16 protein-coding genes and 1 tRNA gene are annotated in these 16,286 nt (G+C 35.1%); 6 read left to right on the plus strand and 11 right to left on the minus strand.

Features of this window, described 5'->3' with window-relative positions:
• Window positions 1-92: 92 nt before the first annotated feature.
• Together VBZ51_RS18640 and xerA are read right to left on the minus strand one after the other, a co-directional pair.
• Window positions 93-848 (minus strand): YqjF family protein, encoded by a 756-nt coding sequence (locus tag VBZ51_RS18640; protein ID WP_416577925.1) that lies wholly within the window; start codon window positions 846-848, stop codon window positions 93-95.
• A gap of 102 nt (window positions 849-950) precedes the next feature.
• Complete coding sequence (gene xerA / locus VBZ51_RS18645; RefSeq protein WP_416577926.1) at window positions 951-2,081, minus strand: site-specific tyrosine recombinase/integron integrase; 1,131 nt, start codon at window positions 2,079-2,081, stop codon at window positions 951-953.
• A gap of 88 nt (window positions 2,082-2,169) precedes the next feature.
• Here xerA and VBZ51_RS18650 point away from each other — a divergent pair, with 88 nt between their 5' ends.
• A complete protein-coding gene (locus VBZ51_RS18650; RefSeq protein ID WP_339729552.1) occupies window positions 2,170-2,568 on the plus strand; it encodes a hypothetical protein in 399 nt (132 codons plus the stop codon).
• A 46-nt stretch (window positions 2,569-2,614) separates the two neighbouring features.
• Here VBZ51_RS18650 and VBZ51_RS18655 read toward each other — a convergent pair whose 3' ends face one another.
• From VBZ51_RS18655 to VBZ51_RS18670, 4 genes are all read right to left on the minus strand, one after another.
• Window positions 2,615-3,037, minus strand: coding sequence for a hypothetical protein (locus tag VBZ51_RS18655; protein WP_416577927.1), 423 nt, complete (start codon window positions 3,035-3,037; stop codon window positions 2,615-2,617).
• A gap of 37 nt (window positions 3,038-3,074) precedes the next feature.
• Entirely contained in the window at window positions 3,075-3,818 is a 744-nt protein-coding gene (locus VBZ51_RS18660) for a hypothetical protein (protein WP_416577928.1), read from the minus strand.
• Window positions 3,811-5,130: a tyrosine-type recombinase/integrase gene (locus VBZ51_RS18665; protein ID WP_416577929.1), complete on the minus strand. Its 1,320-nt coding sequence runs from the start codon at window positions 5,128-5,130 to the stop codon at window positions 3,811-3,813. The genes VBZ51_RS18660 and VBZ51_RS18665 overlap by 8 nt, the downstream gene beginning before the upstream one ends.
• Before the next feature lie 54 nt (window positions 5,131-5,184).
• A tRNA-Met gene (locus VBZ51_RS18670) sits at window positions 5,185-5,257 on the minus strand.
• A gap of 194 nt (window positions 5,258-5,451) precedes the next feature.
• Here VBZ51_RS18670 and VBZ51_RS18675 point away from each other — a divergent pair.
• The 4 genes from VBZ51_RS18675 to der all read left to right on the plus strand — a co-directional run bounded on the left by VBZ51_RS18675 (window position 5,452) and on the right by der (window position 9,984).
• A complete protein-coding gene (locus VBZ51_RS18675; RefSeq protein ID WP_091601879.1) occupies window positions 5,452-6,816 on the plus strand; it encodes an alanine/glycine:cation symporter family protein in 1,365 nt (454 codons plus the stop codon).
• Window positions 6,803-7,687: a GTPase Era gene (gene era / locus VBZ51_RS18680; protein WP_416577930.1), complete on the plus strand. Its 885-nt coding sequence runs from the start codon at window positions 6,803-6,805 to the stop codon at window positions 7,685-7,687. The genes VBZ51_RS18675 and era overlap by 14 nt, the downstream gene beginning before the upstream one ends.
• A gap of 209 nt (window positions 7,688-7,896) precedes the next feature.
• Window positions 7,897-8,628: an acetyltransferase gene (locus VBZ51_RS18685; protein ID WP_416577931.1), complete on the plus strand. Its 732-nt coding sequence runs from the start codon at window positions 7,897-7,899 to the stop codon at window positions 8,626-8,628.
• A gap of 51 nt (window positions 8,629-8,679) precedes the next feature.
• Window positions 8,680-9,984, plus strand: a complete 1,305-nt coding sequence (gene der / locus VBZ51_RS18690) for a ribosome biogenesis GTPase Der (protein WP_058105219.1) — start codon at window positions 8,680-8,682, stop codon at window positions 9,982-9,984.
• A gap of 425 nt (window positions 9,985-10,409) precedes the next feature.
• On the opposite strand, the gene VBZ51_RS18695 is transcribed toward der, so the two are convergent.
• From VBZ51_RS18695 to VBZ51_RS18715, 5 genes are read right to left on the minus strand one after another with little or no spacing between them, the layout of a single operon-like run.
• Complete coding sequence (locus VBZ51_RS18695; RefSeq protein WP_416577932.1) at window positions 10,410-11,198, minus strand: TPM domain-containing protein; 789 nt, start codon at window positions 11,196-11,198, stop codon at window positions 10,410-10,412.
• Window positions 11,179-11,616, minus strand: a complete 438-nt coding sequence (locus VBZ51_RS18700) for a TPM domain-containing protein (RefSeq protein ID WP_416577933.1) — start codon at window positions 11,614-11,616, stop codon at window positions 11,179-11,181. Before VBZ51_RS18700 ends, VBZ51_RS18695 begins: the two co-directional genes overlap by 20 nt.
• Window positions 11,617-11,622: 6 nt before the next feature.
• Window positions 11,623-12,222, minus strand: a complete 600-nt coding sequence (locus VBZ51_RS18705) for a LemA family protein (protein WP_416577934.1) — start codon at window positions 12,220-12,222, stop codon at window positions 11,623-11,625.
• A 10-nt stretch (window positions 12,223-12,232) separates the two neighbouring features.
• Window positions 12,233-12,562: a MerR family transcriptional regulator gene (locus tag VBZ51_RS18710; protein WP_416577935.1), complete on the minus strand. Its 330-nt coding sequence runs from the start codon at window positions 12,560-12,562 to the stop codon at window positions 12,233-12,235.
• Entirely contained in the window at window positions 12,562-13,539 is a 978-nt protein-coding gene (locus VBZ51_RS18715) for a M23 family metallopeptidase (protein ID WP_058105224.1), read from the minus strand. The genes VBZ51_RS18710 and VBZ51_RS18715 overlap by 1 nt, the downstream gene beginning before the upstream one ends.
• Window positions 13,540-13,643: 104 nt before the next feature.
• Between VBZ51_RS18715 and alaS the strand changes: the two genes are divergently transcribed.
• A complete protein-coding gene (alaS, locus tag VBZ51_RS18720) occupies window positions 13,644-16,259 on the plus strand; it encodes an alanine--tRNA ligase (protein WP_416577936.1) in 2,616 nt (871 codons plus the stop codon).
• The last annotated feature ends 27 nt before the right edge of the window (window positions 16,260-16,286 follow it).

Raw genomic sequence — 16,286 nt, forward strand, 5'->3', positions numbered from 1 at the left:
CATTATGCTGGAAAGGGTTGCCAACAATCCAACACCCCAAAATCAACATTATGGACCAATAAAAAATAAAATATTAACTTTAGAGAACTGGACTAGGGCTTTTCATAGGATACATTGTTGTAGCCAGTTTTTTTATTTTTTATTTTTCCCCAAGCCAAAACTTTTACTCCTTTCGAGTAATGAATTCTACTTGGTTTTCCGTTTATTAATTTTTCAAATCTTGGATAATTCAATTCCAATTTTTGTATGTCAATTTCGTTAATTGGCCATTCCAAATGATGGATTTCAAATTCGTTTATCGAATCGTCTGTATCTTGAAAAAGAGCATATCTTTCCGTTAACCATTTGTCCAATTCCGTTTTCTCGGTCAGTTCGTTTCCAATTTTAAACTCAATATTTAATTTGTCATTAAATTCTGAATTATGGGATTGATATTTTTTGTCAGTCCTTTTAATATTTGAAAACCTATATGGAAGTTCCGAAATACTTTTTGCGACTTTACATGATAAATTTTTCCCGCCTTCAATGCTCAAAAAATAAACTCCAGTTTTATTATTTGACTTTACATAAGTCCGAATATTTATTTCGTCAAAATCCGATATAGGCGAAAAATAAGGTAAGTTTTTCGGTCTTATTCTTTCCATTGTAAAAGCAACGACTGAAATCCAAGGTTTGCCTTCAAAAAGGTCAATTTCCAATTCATCTGGAACAAACTTTTTTAATTCAGTCAAGTCAACTTGATAATGAAGAAATATTGCATTATTCCACTCTTGATAGAATTTCCAATTATCAGTTGGAATTTCCCAAGGTCTATGTTTTGTGGTATTTAATATTTCTCGGATTGTCATTTCTCAAATTGGCTACAACAATGGTATATATAACATTAATGTTATATATACTTCCAATATAGGATATATATAACATATGTTAAATATATCTTTTATAAATTTCTAGGAGTCAAGAGGGTTTTTTATTTTTTTGAAAGTTGTTGTGGCAACATGTGTATAAATTTCTGTTGTCTTGCTAGAACTATGACCTAATAAAACCTGTATTTGTCTTAAATCTACACCTGCTTCTAATAAATGTGTTGCAAAACTATGTCTTAACATATGTGGAGTTACAGGAATCTTAATACCTGCTTTTATAGCAGCATTAAGTACAACTTTCCCAATGCTTTGACCTGAATATTGATTGCCGTGCAAACCTTCAACAATATATTTTTCTGGTTTATATTGTTGATAATATTTTCGTAGATCTTTTAACAATGAATGTGAAAGCAAGGTATACCGGTCTTTATTACCTTTTGCGGCTTCAATCCGGATCAACATCCTCTTACTATCTATATCGCTGATTTTTAAATTAACCAATTCATTTCTTCGTATTCCAGAGGAATATAGAAGACTAACAATACATTTGTGTTTTAAGTTATTGGTGTTTGCAATGATGCTGAGAACATCTTTTTTGGAAAGAACTTTAGGCAATTTCTTTTCTTTTCTAGGTCTTTCTATTTTATAAAATCTGTTGGGCATGCCTAGAACTGATTCATAATAAAATTTTATACTATTGATAGCTAAATTTATATAGGCAGTGGATTTGTCTTCTTGGATTAATTTCAAGATATAACCTCTAACATCACTTTCATTAATAGATATTAAATCTTTAGTGTTATAGTAATTTATGAATGTTTCAAAAGCAGTAACATATGATTTCACTGTGTTATTGGCATATTTCCTCAATTCTAATTTATCTAAATAACTTAAAGGGCAAACACGATATGTTGATGGAAGCTCCCTTTTTCTAAACCATGTAGTATCGATTGTCCCGTTATGTTCTTTGGCAATGTTTCGATCAAAAAAATGATTGCAATTAACCCATACAACGCCATTGAATATTTTAAATATTTTATCAAGATTTTGTTTGGTGTTCAAAATGTAAGCCATGTTATAGCTATTGCTCCATTTAACATCTGGTAACTGCTTAACAAGCGCATGAATAACTTTATCTGCGTTAAATTGCAAACCAATGTAGCGTCTTTCTTGAATTAAAAGATGCTTTAGAATAACGCTCCTACCTTTTTCCATAGTTTTTCGAGCAATCTAATTGATACAATTGATTTAATCGTACCTTATACGAATAGGATACGTATAGTATACTGTTAAATCTATTATTATGAGAATTTATAAGGAATGTATTCATTGTAGTAAAGAATTAAGAGGTAGGACGGATAAGAAATTTTGCGATCCTCAATGTAAAAGTGCCTACCAATACCAAATTGAAAAGCAAAATCCTGAACGCTTTTATAATAAGGTTGATAATCAATTAAAATTGAACCGTAAGTTACTTAAGGAGTATAATAAAGGAGGAAAGGTTACAATAAGAAGCAATGTTTTGCTAGAGTTAGGATTTAATCCAAATTTCTTTACACACTATTGGAAAAATCAAAATGGGCAAGTTTATTTTTTTATTTATGAGTATGGTTTTTTAATTAGGAAAGAAAATGGCAAAGAAAAATATGTTTTAATCTTATGGCAAGATTATATGGCTAAAAATACGAAATCTACTAACTGAAGTTTTAGGTTTTTTTGATGATTAAAGAATAACTATTTATTGAAGTTTATTTATAAAGTATACTACCTGTAATTATATCAAAATAGGCTTGTCTCCCATGAATATCCTTTCTCATATTATTTACTAAAAAATATCTAGATTTAAGAAAAGCTTTTAAATCTTCAATATCTTTTTTAGTAGCAGGTTTGTTTGCGTTTGGGGTCACAAAATTCTTAGCTAATTCTACAGCAGCAACTCCTACAGCAGCATTTCCAATTCCCGCTAGAGACATTTTTTCTTGTAGACTTGGCTTTTCTGCTATAACAGGTTTCTCATCTTTAGAATTTGCAACTGGCACTTTCAATTCTTTAATTGGTTGATTATTTTTCCAATTGAGACTTCTACAAGAGTTACTACAAAATTTTTGTGCTCCTCTTCTTTTTGGGATGTAGTCACCACCACAATAATTACAAATTTCAGTTTCAATCATAATTATACGTAAATTAAACGTTTAATTTACGTATAATTTATTTATGTATTTCTAAATCAATATTAAAAATTCGCTTTAATAAAATTGTTTCTGCTTCTGTATCCGAAATAATAGGTGGTTTTTTAATTTTCCTCTTTTGTTCTTTCTTATTAATAGGAGTGGGTAAGTTTTCATGCCTGTCTTCTTGTAAATTTGAAGCTTCAAGTATAATATTTTGCTTGTTATCAGTATTAAATAGTTTGGTGATTTGAGGTAAAGATGACTCTAACGATTTTCCGATATTAAAATTACCTTTTGGCAAAGATTGCATATCTGGATAAAACTGTTTTAGAATTGTTTCAAAATGTGACTTGTGGTAATTGTGCTGAAGTTTAAACAAACCTAGAATACTGTCTTCTTGAGGAAGTACTTGAGTTATATTTTTATTCAGCCAATTTGTTATAAAATATAAGCACTCAGTTTGCTCATAATATAGCTCTAAAATGTAACTAAATTCCTGTTCATCGAAATTTGCTTTTGCGTTTAATAATTGACGAGTACTTTTTTTTAATGAACTGTTTTTAAGTATTATCAAGTTATTATCTCTATCTGTTTTGTAGAGTGTAGGTCCCTTATAATAATCTATAACTATGATCTTATTGCGAAATTTTTCAAATTCTATTTCTTCATGATTTTCTAAGAATTCATTTGAAATTTCATTGTGAGGGATGAAAAATAATAGCTCTTCCCATAGCCTTGAAATCAGGTTCTTATATAATATTTCCAAAGGCGTATTATTCATGTACATTTTTTAACATTGTTGAATAATCTTCGGGTAGTTCTGCATCTATATCCCTTAAATACTTTTCTAAGGCGGTCATGGAAGAGTGGCCTGTTATCAACATTAACTTACTTTTAGCCTCAAAAGGGGAGGAGTCCTTCATTAAAGCCCTATAAACTTTAGTAATGTAAGTGTGCCTAAAACTATATAGCCCATAATTTATTCCTAATTTAAAATGCTCTTTAACGACTTTTCTAAAACGTTTGCTGAAATAGTCTCGCCTATTATCTACAAGGGTATCCCATTCGCCGCCAATTTTTTCCGGTGTAAATAAGACGGCTTCCTTATCCAATTTCGTGAGGTCTGGCAAATCGTTCCATAACAGCTCTGGTATAATTTTGGTTTTTAATGGGCTGTTCTTTGCTTTAAATTGTATTCGTCTATTTTTTATATCAATATCTTTTACCCTAAGTCGGCAGACTTCTATTGGTCGTAAAAAGTTATAAGAGATAAATTTAATGTAGAGTAATAGAATTGGGTCTTGAACTTCTAAATATTCAAAAATTTCCTCTTGAATATTCTGGGAATATGTTTTATTACGTTCTGGTGTAGATTTTAGTTTAGGTATTTTCTTTACGAAATTTTGTTCTATGATTTCATTATCTACAAGTACTTGTATAATACTACTTAGGTCGGTTTTGTAATTATTTCTTGTTCGTGCACTATTTCTGTCCAAAACATCATTTAAGAATTCTAAGATAAGTTTTTTATCTAGTTGAGATATGAACTTTATTTCAGCATGATTTACTGAAAGCCATTTTGAAAAATTCTTTATTTTACTTTCATAATCTCTTTTGGTACTAGGGCTAACCAATTTTTCTTTAAGCTTGATTCCAAATTTGAATCCCTCTTGAATCGTCATTTTAGGCTTTTCCAATATGGGTTCAGATTTCGGTAAAACTTTATCTGGTAAATTTAAATTATTGGCTACATTATTTTTAGATGTTAAATTTTGGTGTAGCTCTAGATTATCGGAATATGGATTATAGCCTTTATTAAGGAGTCTCAATAAAACTTTTCTATAGATGACCAAAACGGACATTCTATCTTCTTTGGTCTTATATTTATTTGCGTCCCCGTAGAAAGGAGTCTGGCGCTTTAAATTTCCACTTTTAGGATCCCGAAAAGAAAAATAGACATACCAGCGTTTTTGTAAATCGCCGTTGGCAGAATATATTTTAGGGATGGAAAAGTTTCTCTTTACAGACAAATCGTATGCACTTTCGTATTCATTTTCATATTCAAAGGTAACTAACTCCTTAAAATTAGGCATAAAAAAACGGTTTAGAGAAAACTAAACCGTTGTTTTTAAATACTTTAAACTTAGTAGCGGGGACTGGACTCGAACCAGCGACCTTCGGGTTATGAGCCCGACGAGCTACCTACTGCTCTACCCCGCGATATGGGTTCTTATCTCACTTGTTTTGCAACTTCAGGTCATTAAGCTGACGAGATAAAGGTGTGCTACTATTCGTAGCGGGGTGCAAATATACAATACATTTTCTCTATTTTCAAAACTTATTTAAAGAATATTTTTTGGGAGCATTATCTTTTAAAAAACTTTAAATCCATAACTTCGGTTTTTTACAATTTTATGGATACAATTAACGACTTTATAGCCAATGCCCTGCCGTATACGGAGTGGCCAATGTTTCTTTTGTTGATAGGCGGCGGACTCTTTTTGGTTTTTTATTCCAAATTAATGCCCTATCGTTTTTTCGGTCACGCTATAGCAATTACAGCAGGTAAATATGATAATTCAAATTCAAAAGGTGAGGTAAGTTCTTTTCAAGCGCTTTCGGCTGCAGTTGCTGCTACAGTTGGCTTGGGGAATATATCTGGGGTAGCTATTGCCATACATGATGGTGGACCTGGAGTGGTGTTTTGGATTTGGATGACAGCATTAATAGGTATGTGTATCAAATTTTACTCTTGTAGTTTGGCAATTATGTATCGTGGTACAGATTCAGACGGTAAATTACAGGGAGGCCCCATGTATTATATAACTAAAGGATTGGGTGAGAAGGCAAGACCTTTGGCTATTTTCTTTGCGGTATGTGGTCTCTTTGGCTTTTTGGGTGTGTTTACGGCCAATCAGTTCACGGAAACATTTATGAGTGTAGTTGAACCTGGTTCCAACATCATTGAAATGAGTGATGAAAATTGGAAATGGACCATTGGTTTAATACTGGCCATTATTACTTCGTTTGTCATATTTGGTGGATTGACAAAGATTGCTAAGGTTGCCTCAGCCATAGTACCATTTATGGTCGCGGTATATTTAATTGCCGTCATAGCGGTTATGGCGATGAATTCAAGTCAAATATTACCAGCTCTGAAAATGATATTTACGGAAGCTTGGAACTTTAAATCTTTAGCTACTGGCGGATTTTGGGGATTGGTAATTATTGGTGTCCGTAGGGCAATGTTTTCTAATGAGGCAGGTTTAGGTAGCGCGCCAATGTATCACGGTCAGTCAAAAAACGATGAGCCAATTCGTGAAGGCTTGGTGGCTATGTTAGGGCCGTTTATAGATACCATTTTGGTATGTACATTTACGGCAATCGTAATTATTCTCAGTGGAGCGTATTTAGAAGATTCTAGTGGAATTGTAATGACCTTATCAGCTTTTGAAAGAACCCTGTTCGGTTGGGGAGATATATTGTTAATGGTAATAGTTACGGCATTTGCACTATCCACTTTGTTTACCTATTCCTATTACGGAGTAAAATCTTTATCCTTTTTGACCAATGCTAAAATAGGTAAGTTGTATAACTGGTATTTTGTGATTATGATCGTTTTTGCGGCAGTGGCCTCTTTAGAGCTGGTAAAGAATTTAATTGATTTGTCCTATGCCTTAATGGTAATACCTAATATGATTGCCGTACTTTTGTTGGCTCCAAAGGTAAATGTGGAATTGAAGAAATACATAATAAAGTTGAAGGATGGCAGATCATAGAGCAGGCTTCGTAAATATAATAGGAAATCCAAATGTTGGTAAGTCGACATTGATGAATGCTTTTGTGGGTGAAAAATTATCCATAATAACATCAAAGGCGCAAACTACTAGGCATCGTATATTAGGTATTGTGAATGGAGACGATTTTCAGATGATTCTTTCTGATACTCCTGGAATTATAAAACCTGCCTACGAACTACAGAGTAGTATGATGGATTTTGTAAAATCTGCTTTTGAAGATGCCGATGTGTTGCTTTATATGGTAGAGATAGGGGAGAAGGCTTTAAAAGATGAAGCTTTTTTCGAGAAAATTAAAAACAGTAAAATTCCTGTTTTACTATTGTTAAATAAAGTAGATGCAGCTACCCAAGAATTATTGGAAGAGCAAGTTCAGTATTGGCAAGACTTATTGCCTACGGTAGAGTTGCATCCAATTTCAGCATTATCTAATTTTAATATAAAGGGAGTTTTTGAACGTATTGTTGAGCTACTTCCAAAATCGCCTGCTTATTATCCTAAAGATCAGTTAACTGACAAGCCAGAACGCTTTTTTGTGAATGAGACTATCCGGGAGAAAATCTTATTAAACTACAAAAAGGAAATTCCATACGCGGTAGAAATAGAAACCGAAGAGTTTTTTGAAGATGAGGATATCATTCGTATGCGTGCCGTAATTATGGTTGAGCGCGATTCTCAAAAAGGAATTATCATTGGTCACAAAGGGGCAGCTTTAAAGCGCGTTGGCGTAGAAGCTAGAAAAGATTTAGAGAAATTTTTTGGTAAGCAGGTTCACATTGAACTCTACGTGAAAGTGAACAAGAATTGGCGAAGCGATGCACGTCAATTAAAGCGTTTTGGCTACAATAAATAGGGGTAATTAAAAATTTTAGATAAAAATGAACTTTTTATCTAATCTATGGTGATATATGAACCCTTTAGTGTCAGGTATTTGCATCAGAAGTCTTCTGCTTATTGACTTTATCCGACTAATTTTTATCTTAAAGTACGCTTTAATTCTTCAAGTTGAAAAGAAAAGCCTATTTTTGAATTATCGATAAACTGTCATAAAACCCCGATGAAATGCATAACGTGATAATTTTTGGTGCCTCTGGGCACGGTAGTGTTGTTTTGGATTGTTTAGAGAAAGAGGGGGAGTATAATGTAATTGGTTTTGTAGATTCTTACAGGGTAAAAGGGACAATAGTTAATGGTTATCAAGTTTTAGGTAGTGAATATGACTTACCATTTTTAATAAACAGATTTAATGTTAGAGGTGGAGTTATTGCCATAGGCGATAACTGGACAAGAAAGCTTGTTGTGGATAAAATTTCAAAAATAGCACCTAATTTTAATTTTATAAATACCATTCATCCTAGTGCTAAAATTGGTAAAGATGTATTGATGGGCTGTGGGAATGTAATTATGCCTGGGGCAATAATTAATTCAAATTCACTTATTCATGATTTCTGTATACTTAATTCGAATTCTATTTTAGAGCATGATTCTGTAATGGAGAGCTATGCCAGTTTAGCTCCATCCTCATGTTGTGGAGGAAATGTTTTTCTTGGTAAGTTTTCTTCAATTTGCTTAGGAGCTTCATTGGTAAATGGTATTGAGATAGGTGAACATACCGTAATCGGAGCTGGGTCTTTAGTTGTTGATCATTTTGGGAATAACGTTATGGCTTATGGGTCACCAGCAAGAATTGTTCGTAAACGGTCAGTTGGTGAACCTTATCTATCTACTCCTAAAAAGCTGCAACTTTCTGAAATGGAATCTTTTGAAGTGATCCCGTCTAATCTCTCTGTTTAACTTATGGTGTAAATGCCAGTTTAAATATTACCTTTGCCCCAAATTTAAGCTATGGGTGCTATTGTTGCCATTGTAGGGAGACCTAATGTAGGAAAATCAACATTTTTTAATAGATTAATTCAAAGACGCGAGGCTATTGTAGATGCCGTTAGCGGTGTTACACGTGATCGGCATTATGGTAAAAGTGATTGGAACGGAAAAGAGTTTTCAATTATTGATACCGGCGGATACGTTGTGGGTAGTGATGATGTTTTTGAAAAGGAAATTGATAGGCAAGTTGAATTGGCGATCGAAGAAGCTGATGCCATTATTTTTATGGTAGACGTTGAAACTGGTGTTACCGGTATGGATGAAGATGTAGCCAAGTTACTTAGAAGAGTGAAAAAGCCTGTTTTTTTGGCGGTCAACAAGGTTGACAATGCCAAAAGAGCGGAGGATGCTGTTGAGTTTTATTCTTTAGGCCTTGGTGAGTATTATACCTTATCTAGTATAAATGGAGGTGGTTCTGGAGAATTGCTAGATGCCTTGGTAGAAAAGTTGCCAGATGTTGTAGAAGAGGAAAGTGACCTGCCAAGATTTGCCGTTGTTGGTAGGCCCAATGCGGGTAAGTCTTCTTTTATTAATGCATTGATAGGGGAGGATAGGTACATTGTTACTGATATTGCCGGTACTACAAGAGATAGTATCGATACTAAATACAACAGATTTGGGTTTGAATTCAACTTAGTAGATACGGCAGGTATTCGTCGTAAGGCAAAAGTGAAAGAAGATCTGGAGTTCTATTCCGTTATGCGTTCGGTTAGGGCCATAGAGCATTGCGATGTTTGTATTTTAATGCTCGATGCCACAAGAGGTTTTGACGGTCAGGTAGAAAATATTTTCTGGCTCGCGCAACGTAACCACAAGGGGATTGTAATTCTTGTGAATAAGTGGGATTTGGTAGAAGATAAAGAAACCAATACTATAAAGCACTATACCGATAAAATTAAAAAAGCTATTGAGCCATTTACAGATGTGCCTATACTTTTTGTTTCGGTGTTGACGAAACAACGTATTTTCAAGGCAATAGAAACAGCAGTTGAGGTATATAATAATCGTAATAAAAAGATTATTACCCGTAAGTTCAATGAAACAATGTTACCAATAATTGAGAATTATCCGCCGCCGGCGTATAAAGGTAAATTTGTTAAGATTAAATTCTGTACGCAATTACCAACTCCATATCCGCAGTTTGCTTTCTTCTGTAACCTGCCGCAATATGTACGTGAGCCTTACAAGCGTTATTTAGAAAATAAGATACGTGAGGAGTATGATTTTACTGGGGTGCCTATTACAGTGTTTATGAGGAAGAAGTAGGTTGTTTAGAAATTCAGGTGTTAGAGTTTAAGAATAAACTCTAAAATTAGATAAGGAAATAAGAAGTGGTCAAATATTCTGCGCAGCAGAATTATTTGACCATTTTTTTTGGAGTTTTAACCAACAACCCATCCCTAGCCCCTCCCGAGAGGGGAACGGTTCTAACTTGAATTAAGGATTTTGAATAAAACAGTCCATTTAGTTCTTATTGTGACAAAAATTCTTACTGTCAAGAAGCCTGCAACTAAATACGTATTGCTCTCCTCTTGGGAGGGGATAAAGGGGAAGGTAATATAATGTGTATGATTGCTGCATAATTATATACAATAGACCTAAGCCTAGTTGTTACTAGAAAGCGAATAGAGGTAAACAGACTTTAATCTCACTGCTGGATATTGAAAGTGAAATAATATGTTTAAAATAAACTACCAACCTCCAGAAGCACCGCCACCGCCAAAGCCGCCGCCGCCGAAACCTCCTCCGAATCCACCGCCACCAAAGCTTCCGCCTCCGCCGCTACCGAATCCGCCACTAGAACGTCCCATATTACTTAGAATAATCATATCCCAAGGACTAAGGCCCCTGCGTTTTCTACCGTTACTTCCTCCGTTATTGTCGTCGTTTTTGCGACTCCAAAGTATAAAGAGGATTACGAGAAAAATGATAAAGGGTAAAAATGAGGAGAAAGGGGATTTACTGTTATTTCCAAAGATTCTGTCTTCTTCAAATTCACCATTTAAAACTTGAAAAATAACATCTGACCCTTTATTTAGTCCACCATAATAATCCCCAGCTCTAAATTCTGGAAGGATTACTTTTTCAATAATGCGCTTTGATATAGCGTCTGTAAGTAGACCTTCTACACCATACCCGGTGTTAATAGCAACTTTTCTGTCATTTTCAGCTAAAATTATGAGAACACCATTGTCTTTGCCTTCTTGACCAATTCCCCATTTTTGCCCCCAGTTGGCACCCAAATAATTAATGTTTTCGCCATTAGTGCTCGCAATAATGGTAACTACAATTTGGGTAGAAGTGCTGTCTGAATAACGAACCAATTTTTGGCTAAGGGCTACTTTCTGCTGGTCGCTCAATAAATTGGTGTAATCATAAACACTGGTCTGTAATGCCGGTTTTTCAGGAATTTCAAACTGACTCCATGACGGAGTGCACCAAAGAAAAAGAATTACAAGGCTAACCTTTAGATATCTCATTGCTTAATTCGTTGGTGTCATCTGATTGCCAAGGAAAATGGCTTCTTAACTCTTCTCCGGCTTTTAAAACACCAGCTACTAAACCTTCTTTAAAAGCTCCTTTCTCAAAATGTGTTTGAATGCTATTTCTGGTAGTTTGCCAAAAGTCTTTAGGTACTACATTATCAATGCCCTTATCACCACAAATTACAAACTTCTTATCGTGTACGGCTACATAGATAAGTACTCCGTTTTCTTGTTTGGTGTTGTCCATTTTTAATAAATGAAAAACCTCTTTGGCTCTCTCGTAATGGTCTTTGTCTGTATGTGCTTCAATATGCACTCTAATTTCACCAGAAGTATTTTTTTCTGCTTCAAGAATAGCGTTCACTATATCTTGCTCTTCTTTGCCGGTTAAAAAATCTTCTACCTTGGACATAAAATATCAATCAAATTCAAAATTTACGTCTGGTGCATTTTCTGATCCTGCATCAGCTTTATAATACGCTAGCTCATCAAAGTTAAATATACCTGCCAAAATTGAATTAGGAAATTTTTTGATGTGAAGGTTATATGGTTCTACGGTTGCATTAAACCTATCACGTGCTACGTTTATTCTATTTTCGGTACCTTCTAATTGAGATTGCAGTTCCAGAAAATTTTGATTTGCCTTTAAGTCGGGGTAGCGTTCAACGGTAACCAATAATCTGCTTAGTGCACTGCTTAATCCGCTTTGCGCTTGATTGAACTGTGCTAATTGCTCTGGGGTTATATTAGCTGGGTCAATGCTTACCGAAGTTGCTTTGGATCTTGCCTCGATTACATCGGTCAAAGTACCTTTTTCAAAATCAGCGGCACCTTGTACTGTTTTTACTAGGTTGCCTATGAGGTCGTTTCTACGTTGATAGGCACTTTCAACATTTGCCCAGGTTTTTGTAGAAGTTTCTTTTAGCGCTATTGCTGTGTTATTGAAACCTACGCCCCACTGGTATAGTCCAAACGCTATTACAGCGATTACGATTAATGCGATTAGTCCTTTTTTCATAATGGTTGTGTTATAATTGGTCTTTAATTTTATTTAGTTCCGATTTTACGCGCTCCAATTTTTGAATAATGTCAAAATTGGAAAGTGTTTTTTGTTTCTCTTCTTTGAGGTGGATTTTGGCGCCATCAAGAGTAAAACCTCTTTCTTTTACCAAATGGTAGATAAGCTGAAGGTTTTTAATGTCCTGTGGCGTAAATTTTCTATTTCCTTTTGCGTTCTTTTTTGGTTGAAGTACATCGAACTCTTTTTCCCAAAAACGAATTAACGAGGCGTTTACACCGAAAGCACGGGCTACTTCACCAATACCATAATATCTTTTTTCTGGGAGGTCTATCTGCATTAATCTAATGATTGGTTTTCTTGATTAGCAAATTTAAGCATGTTTTCAAACTCTTCTGGAGATAAACTTCCGTAATAGAAATTAATAGGGTTTATACGATCTTTATCTTTCCAAACTTCATAATGTAAATGTGGAGCTTCAGATCTACCTGTACTGCCTACAAAGCCAATTAAATCGCCTCGTTTTACTTTTTGACCCTTCTTCACGTTATACTGGCTTAAATGCGCATAAAGGCTTAAATACCCGTAGCCATGCTCAATACGTATATGTTTACCGTAGCCGGATGAATTATTATCTGCTCTGGTTATTTTACCATCGCCAGAAGCATATACCGGTGTGCCTTTAGGTGCGGTGAAGTCCATGCCATAGTGCATTTTTCTTGCTTTCGTGAAAGGATCGGAACGCCAACCATAACCTGAAGCCATGCGGGTTAAATCTTCATTGTTGATGGGCTGTATAGCGGGAATGGACATTAATAATTTTTCTTTTTCTTCGGCAAGTTTTGTGATTTCATCTAAAGACTTGGACTGTATGGCCATTTGTTTTTTAATAATATCCAGCCTTTTGGTGGTAGATATTATCATCTCGGAATTGTTGAAGCCCTCTAAAGATTTATAACGGTTAATACCTCCAAACCCTGCTTTACGTTGCTCGTCGGGTATTGGATTTGCTTCAAAATATAAACGGTAGATATTGTTGTCCCTTTCTTCAATATTGCCCAGAACTTCTTCAATCTGTTCCATTTTTTTATTCAACAGTTCATATTGAAGCTCGTAGTTCTTCACTTCCCTTGACAAAGAAAGTTCTCTAGGCGTGTTTACGAGATTGGTGTTCAGTAATAGAATTAAACCTAACAGACCAAAAAGGCACGATCCCAAAATAAAGAAGGTTATATTTCTATAACGTTTAGATTTTTGGGGTTCTATTTTACGGTACGACAGCGTATCTGGGTCGTAATAGTATTTTACCTTAGACATGAATGTTATTTATCCTATTTTTGTTTTTTAATTATTAGGGAACAAACAAATATAAAAATAGTTTTATATAAACCGTTAAAATTTGTAAAAGCTTAGCATTTTAGATGAATTCCAAAGAAACAAGAACTCAATTTCTGAATTTTTTCAAAGGTAAAGAACACAAAATAGTGCCTTCTGCACCTATGGTCATAAAAGATGACCCAACCCTGCTTTTTACAAATGCGGGCATGAACCAGTTCAAAGAATATTTTTTAGGTATTAGTCAGCCTAAGAGCTCAAGAGTGGTAGATACTCAAAAATGTTTGCGTGTAAGTGGTAAACATAACGATTTGGAGGAAGTAGGTAAAGATACCTATCACCATACCATGTTCGAGATGTTGGGCAACTGGAGCTTTGGCGATTATTTTAAAGAAGAGGCTATTGCCTGGGCATGGGAATTGTTGACCGAAGTATTTAAAATAGATAAGGATAGTTTGTACGTATCAGTTTTTGAAGGTAGTGAAGATGCCGATCAATTGGATATGGATAAAGAAGCGTTTGGGTTATGGAAGAAAATTGTTCCGCAAGATAGAATTATCATGGGGAACAAGAAAGATAATTTTTGGGAAATGGGCGACCAAGGACCGTGTGGACCATGTTCCGAGATTCACGTGGATATTCGCTCAAAAGAAGAAAAGGCAAAAGTATCTGGTGCAAGTTTGGTAAATCAAGACCATCCGCAGGTAGTGGAAATTTGGAACCTGGTATTTATGCAATACAACCGCAAGGCAGATGGCTCGTTAGAGAGTTTGCCGGCTAAGCACGTAGATACAGGAATGGGGTTTGAACGTCTTTGTATGGTTTTACAAGGAGTGCAATCTAACTATGATACAGATATATTTACGCCGTTAATACGAGAAATAGAAACCATAACAAATTCCGATTATGGTAAAAATGAAGAAATTGATATAGCTATTCGTGTGATCAGTGATCACATTCGCGCGGTGGCATTTTCTATTGCAGACGGTCAATTGCCAAGCAATACAGGTGCCGGTTATGTGATAAGAAGAATATTAAGAAGAGCGGTACGCTACGGATTCACCTTTTTGAATACCAAAGAACCTTTTATGTTCCGTTTGGTAAATGTTTTAACGGATTCTTTGGGTGCAGCTTACCCGGAATTGAAAGAGCAAAAACAACTCATTGAAAATGTAATCAAAGAAGAAGAATACTCTTTCTTGAAAACCTTAGATCAGGGCTTGTTGCTTTTAGATACTATCATAAAGAATACAAAAGGAAAGGTCGTAGATGGCGGAAAAGTTTTTGAGCTATATGATACTTTCGGGTTTCCAATAGATTTAACTGCATTGATTCTTAGTGAAAAAGGATATGAGTTAGATGAGGCTGGCTTTGATGAGGCAATGCAGAAGCAGAAAAATAGGTCAAAATCAGCATCGTCCGTATCTAAAGAAGATTGGGAGGTTTTGCAAGAGGATAATGAGCAAGAGTTTGTTGGTTATGATATGCTTGATGTTGAGGTGAAGATTACCAAATACAGAAAAATAACGTCCAAAAAAGAAGGTACACAATATCAACTGGTATTTAATCTAACCCCTTTTTATGCCGAAGGGGGTGGTCAAGTTGGTGATAAAGGGTATTTAGAAGATGCACATGGCGATGTCATTTATATTACCGATACTAAGAAAGAGAATAACGAGATCATTCATTTTGCCAAGAACCTACCAAAGCATTTAAATGAAAGTTTTAAAGCGGTCGTAGATAAAAAGCAACGCAACAGAACGGAAGCTAACCATACGGCAACGCACTTGTTGCATCAGGCATTAAGAGAAGTTTTGGGTAAGCACGTGGAGCAAAAAGGGTCTTCGGTACACTCAAAATATTTACGATTCGATTTTTCTCATTTTTCTAAAATGACACCAGAAGAATTGCAGGAGGTTGAGAATTTTGTGAATGCTCGTATAGACGGACAATTACAGCTTCAGGAAGAAAGAAACGTACCAATGAAAACTGCGCTAGCAGAGGGCGCTATGGCGTTATTTGGTGAAAAATATGGAGATGCGGTAAGAACCATTCGTTTTGGTCAATCGATCGAATTATGTGGAGGAACACATGTAAAGAATACGGGAGATATCTGGCAATTTAAAATAAAGTCAGAAGGCGCCGTTGCAGCAGGTATTAGAAGAATAGAAGCAATTACCGGTGATGCCGTTAAAGATCTTCATACTGATAATGACAAATTGCTTTCAGAAATAAAACATGTTTTAGGCAATAGCCAAGATCCGTTAAAGTCGGTTTCAAGTTTACAGGAAGAGAATAGCAGCCTTAAAAAACAAGTAGCTGAATTACTTAAGGATAAGGCAAAAAATCTAAAAGGTGATTTACTTTCGGAACTTAAGGAAATCAACGGAGTGCAGTTTCTAGCTAAAAAAGTAGATTTAGATGCAGCTGGTATTAAAGACCTTAGTTTTGAAATGGGCGGCAATAAGGATAATTTGATTTTACTGTTCGGAACAGAGCAAAATGGTAAAGCTTTATTGTCCTGTTATATATCTAAAGAACTGGTTGCCTCCAAAGGATTAAATGCCGGGACAATTGTTCGCGAGCTTGGTAAGTATATTCAAGGTGGTGGTGGTGGTCAACCTTTCTTTGCCACTGCAGGCGGTAAAAACCCTGGTGGTATTGAAGAGGCTTTGGCAAAGGCAGAAGATTATTTGAAGTAGTTGTGCATTGTTTAAGAAATTCGTAAA

Source organism: Maribacter sp. HS (genome assembly GCF_048059195.1).
GTDB classification, from domain to species: Bacteria; Bacteroidota; Bacteroidia; order Flavobacteriales; family Flavobacteriaceae; genus Maribacter; species Maribacter dokdonensis.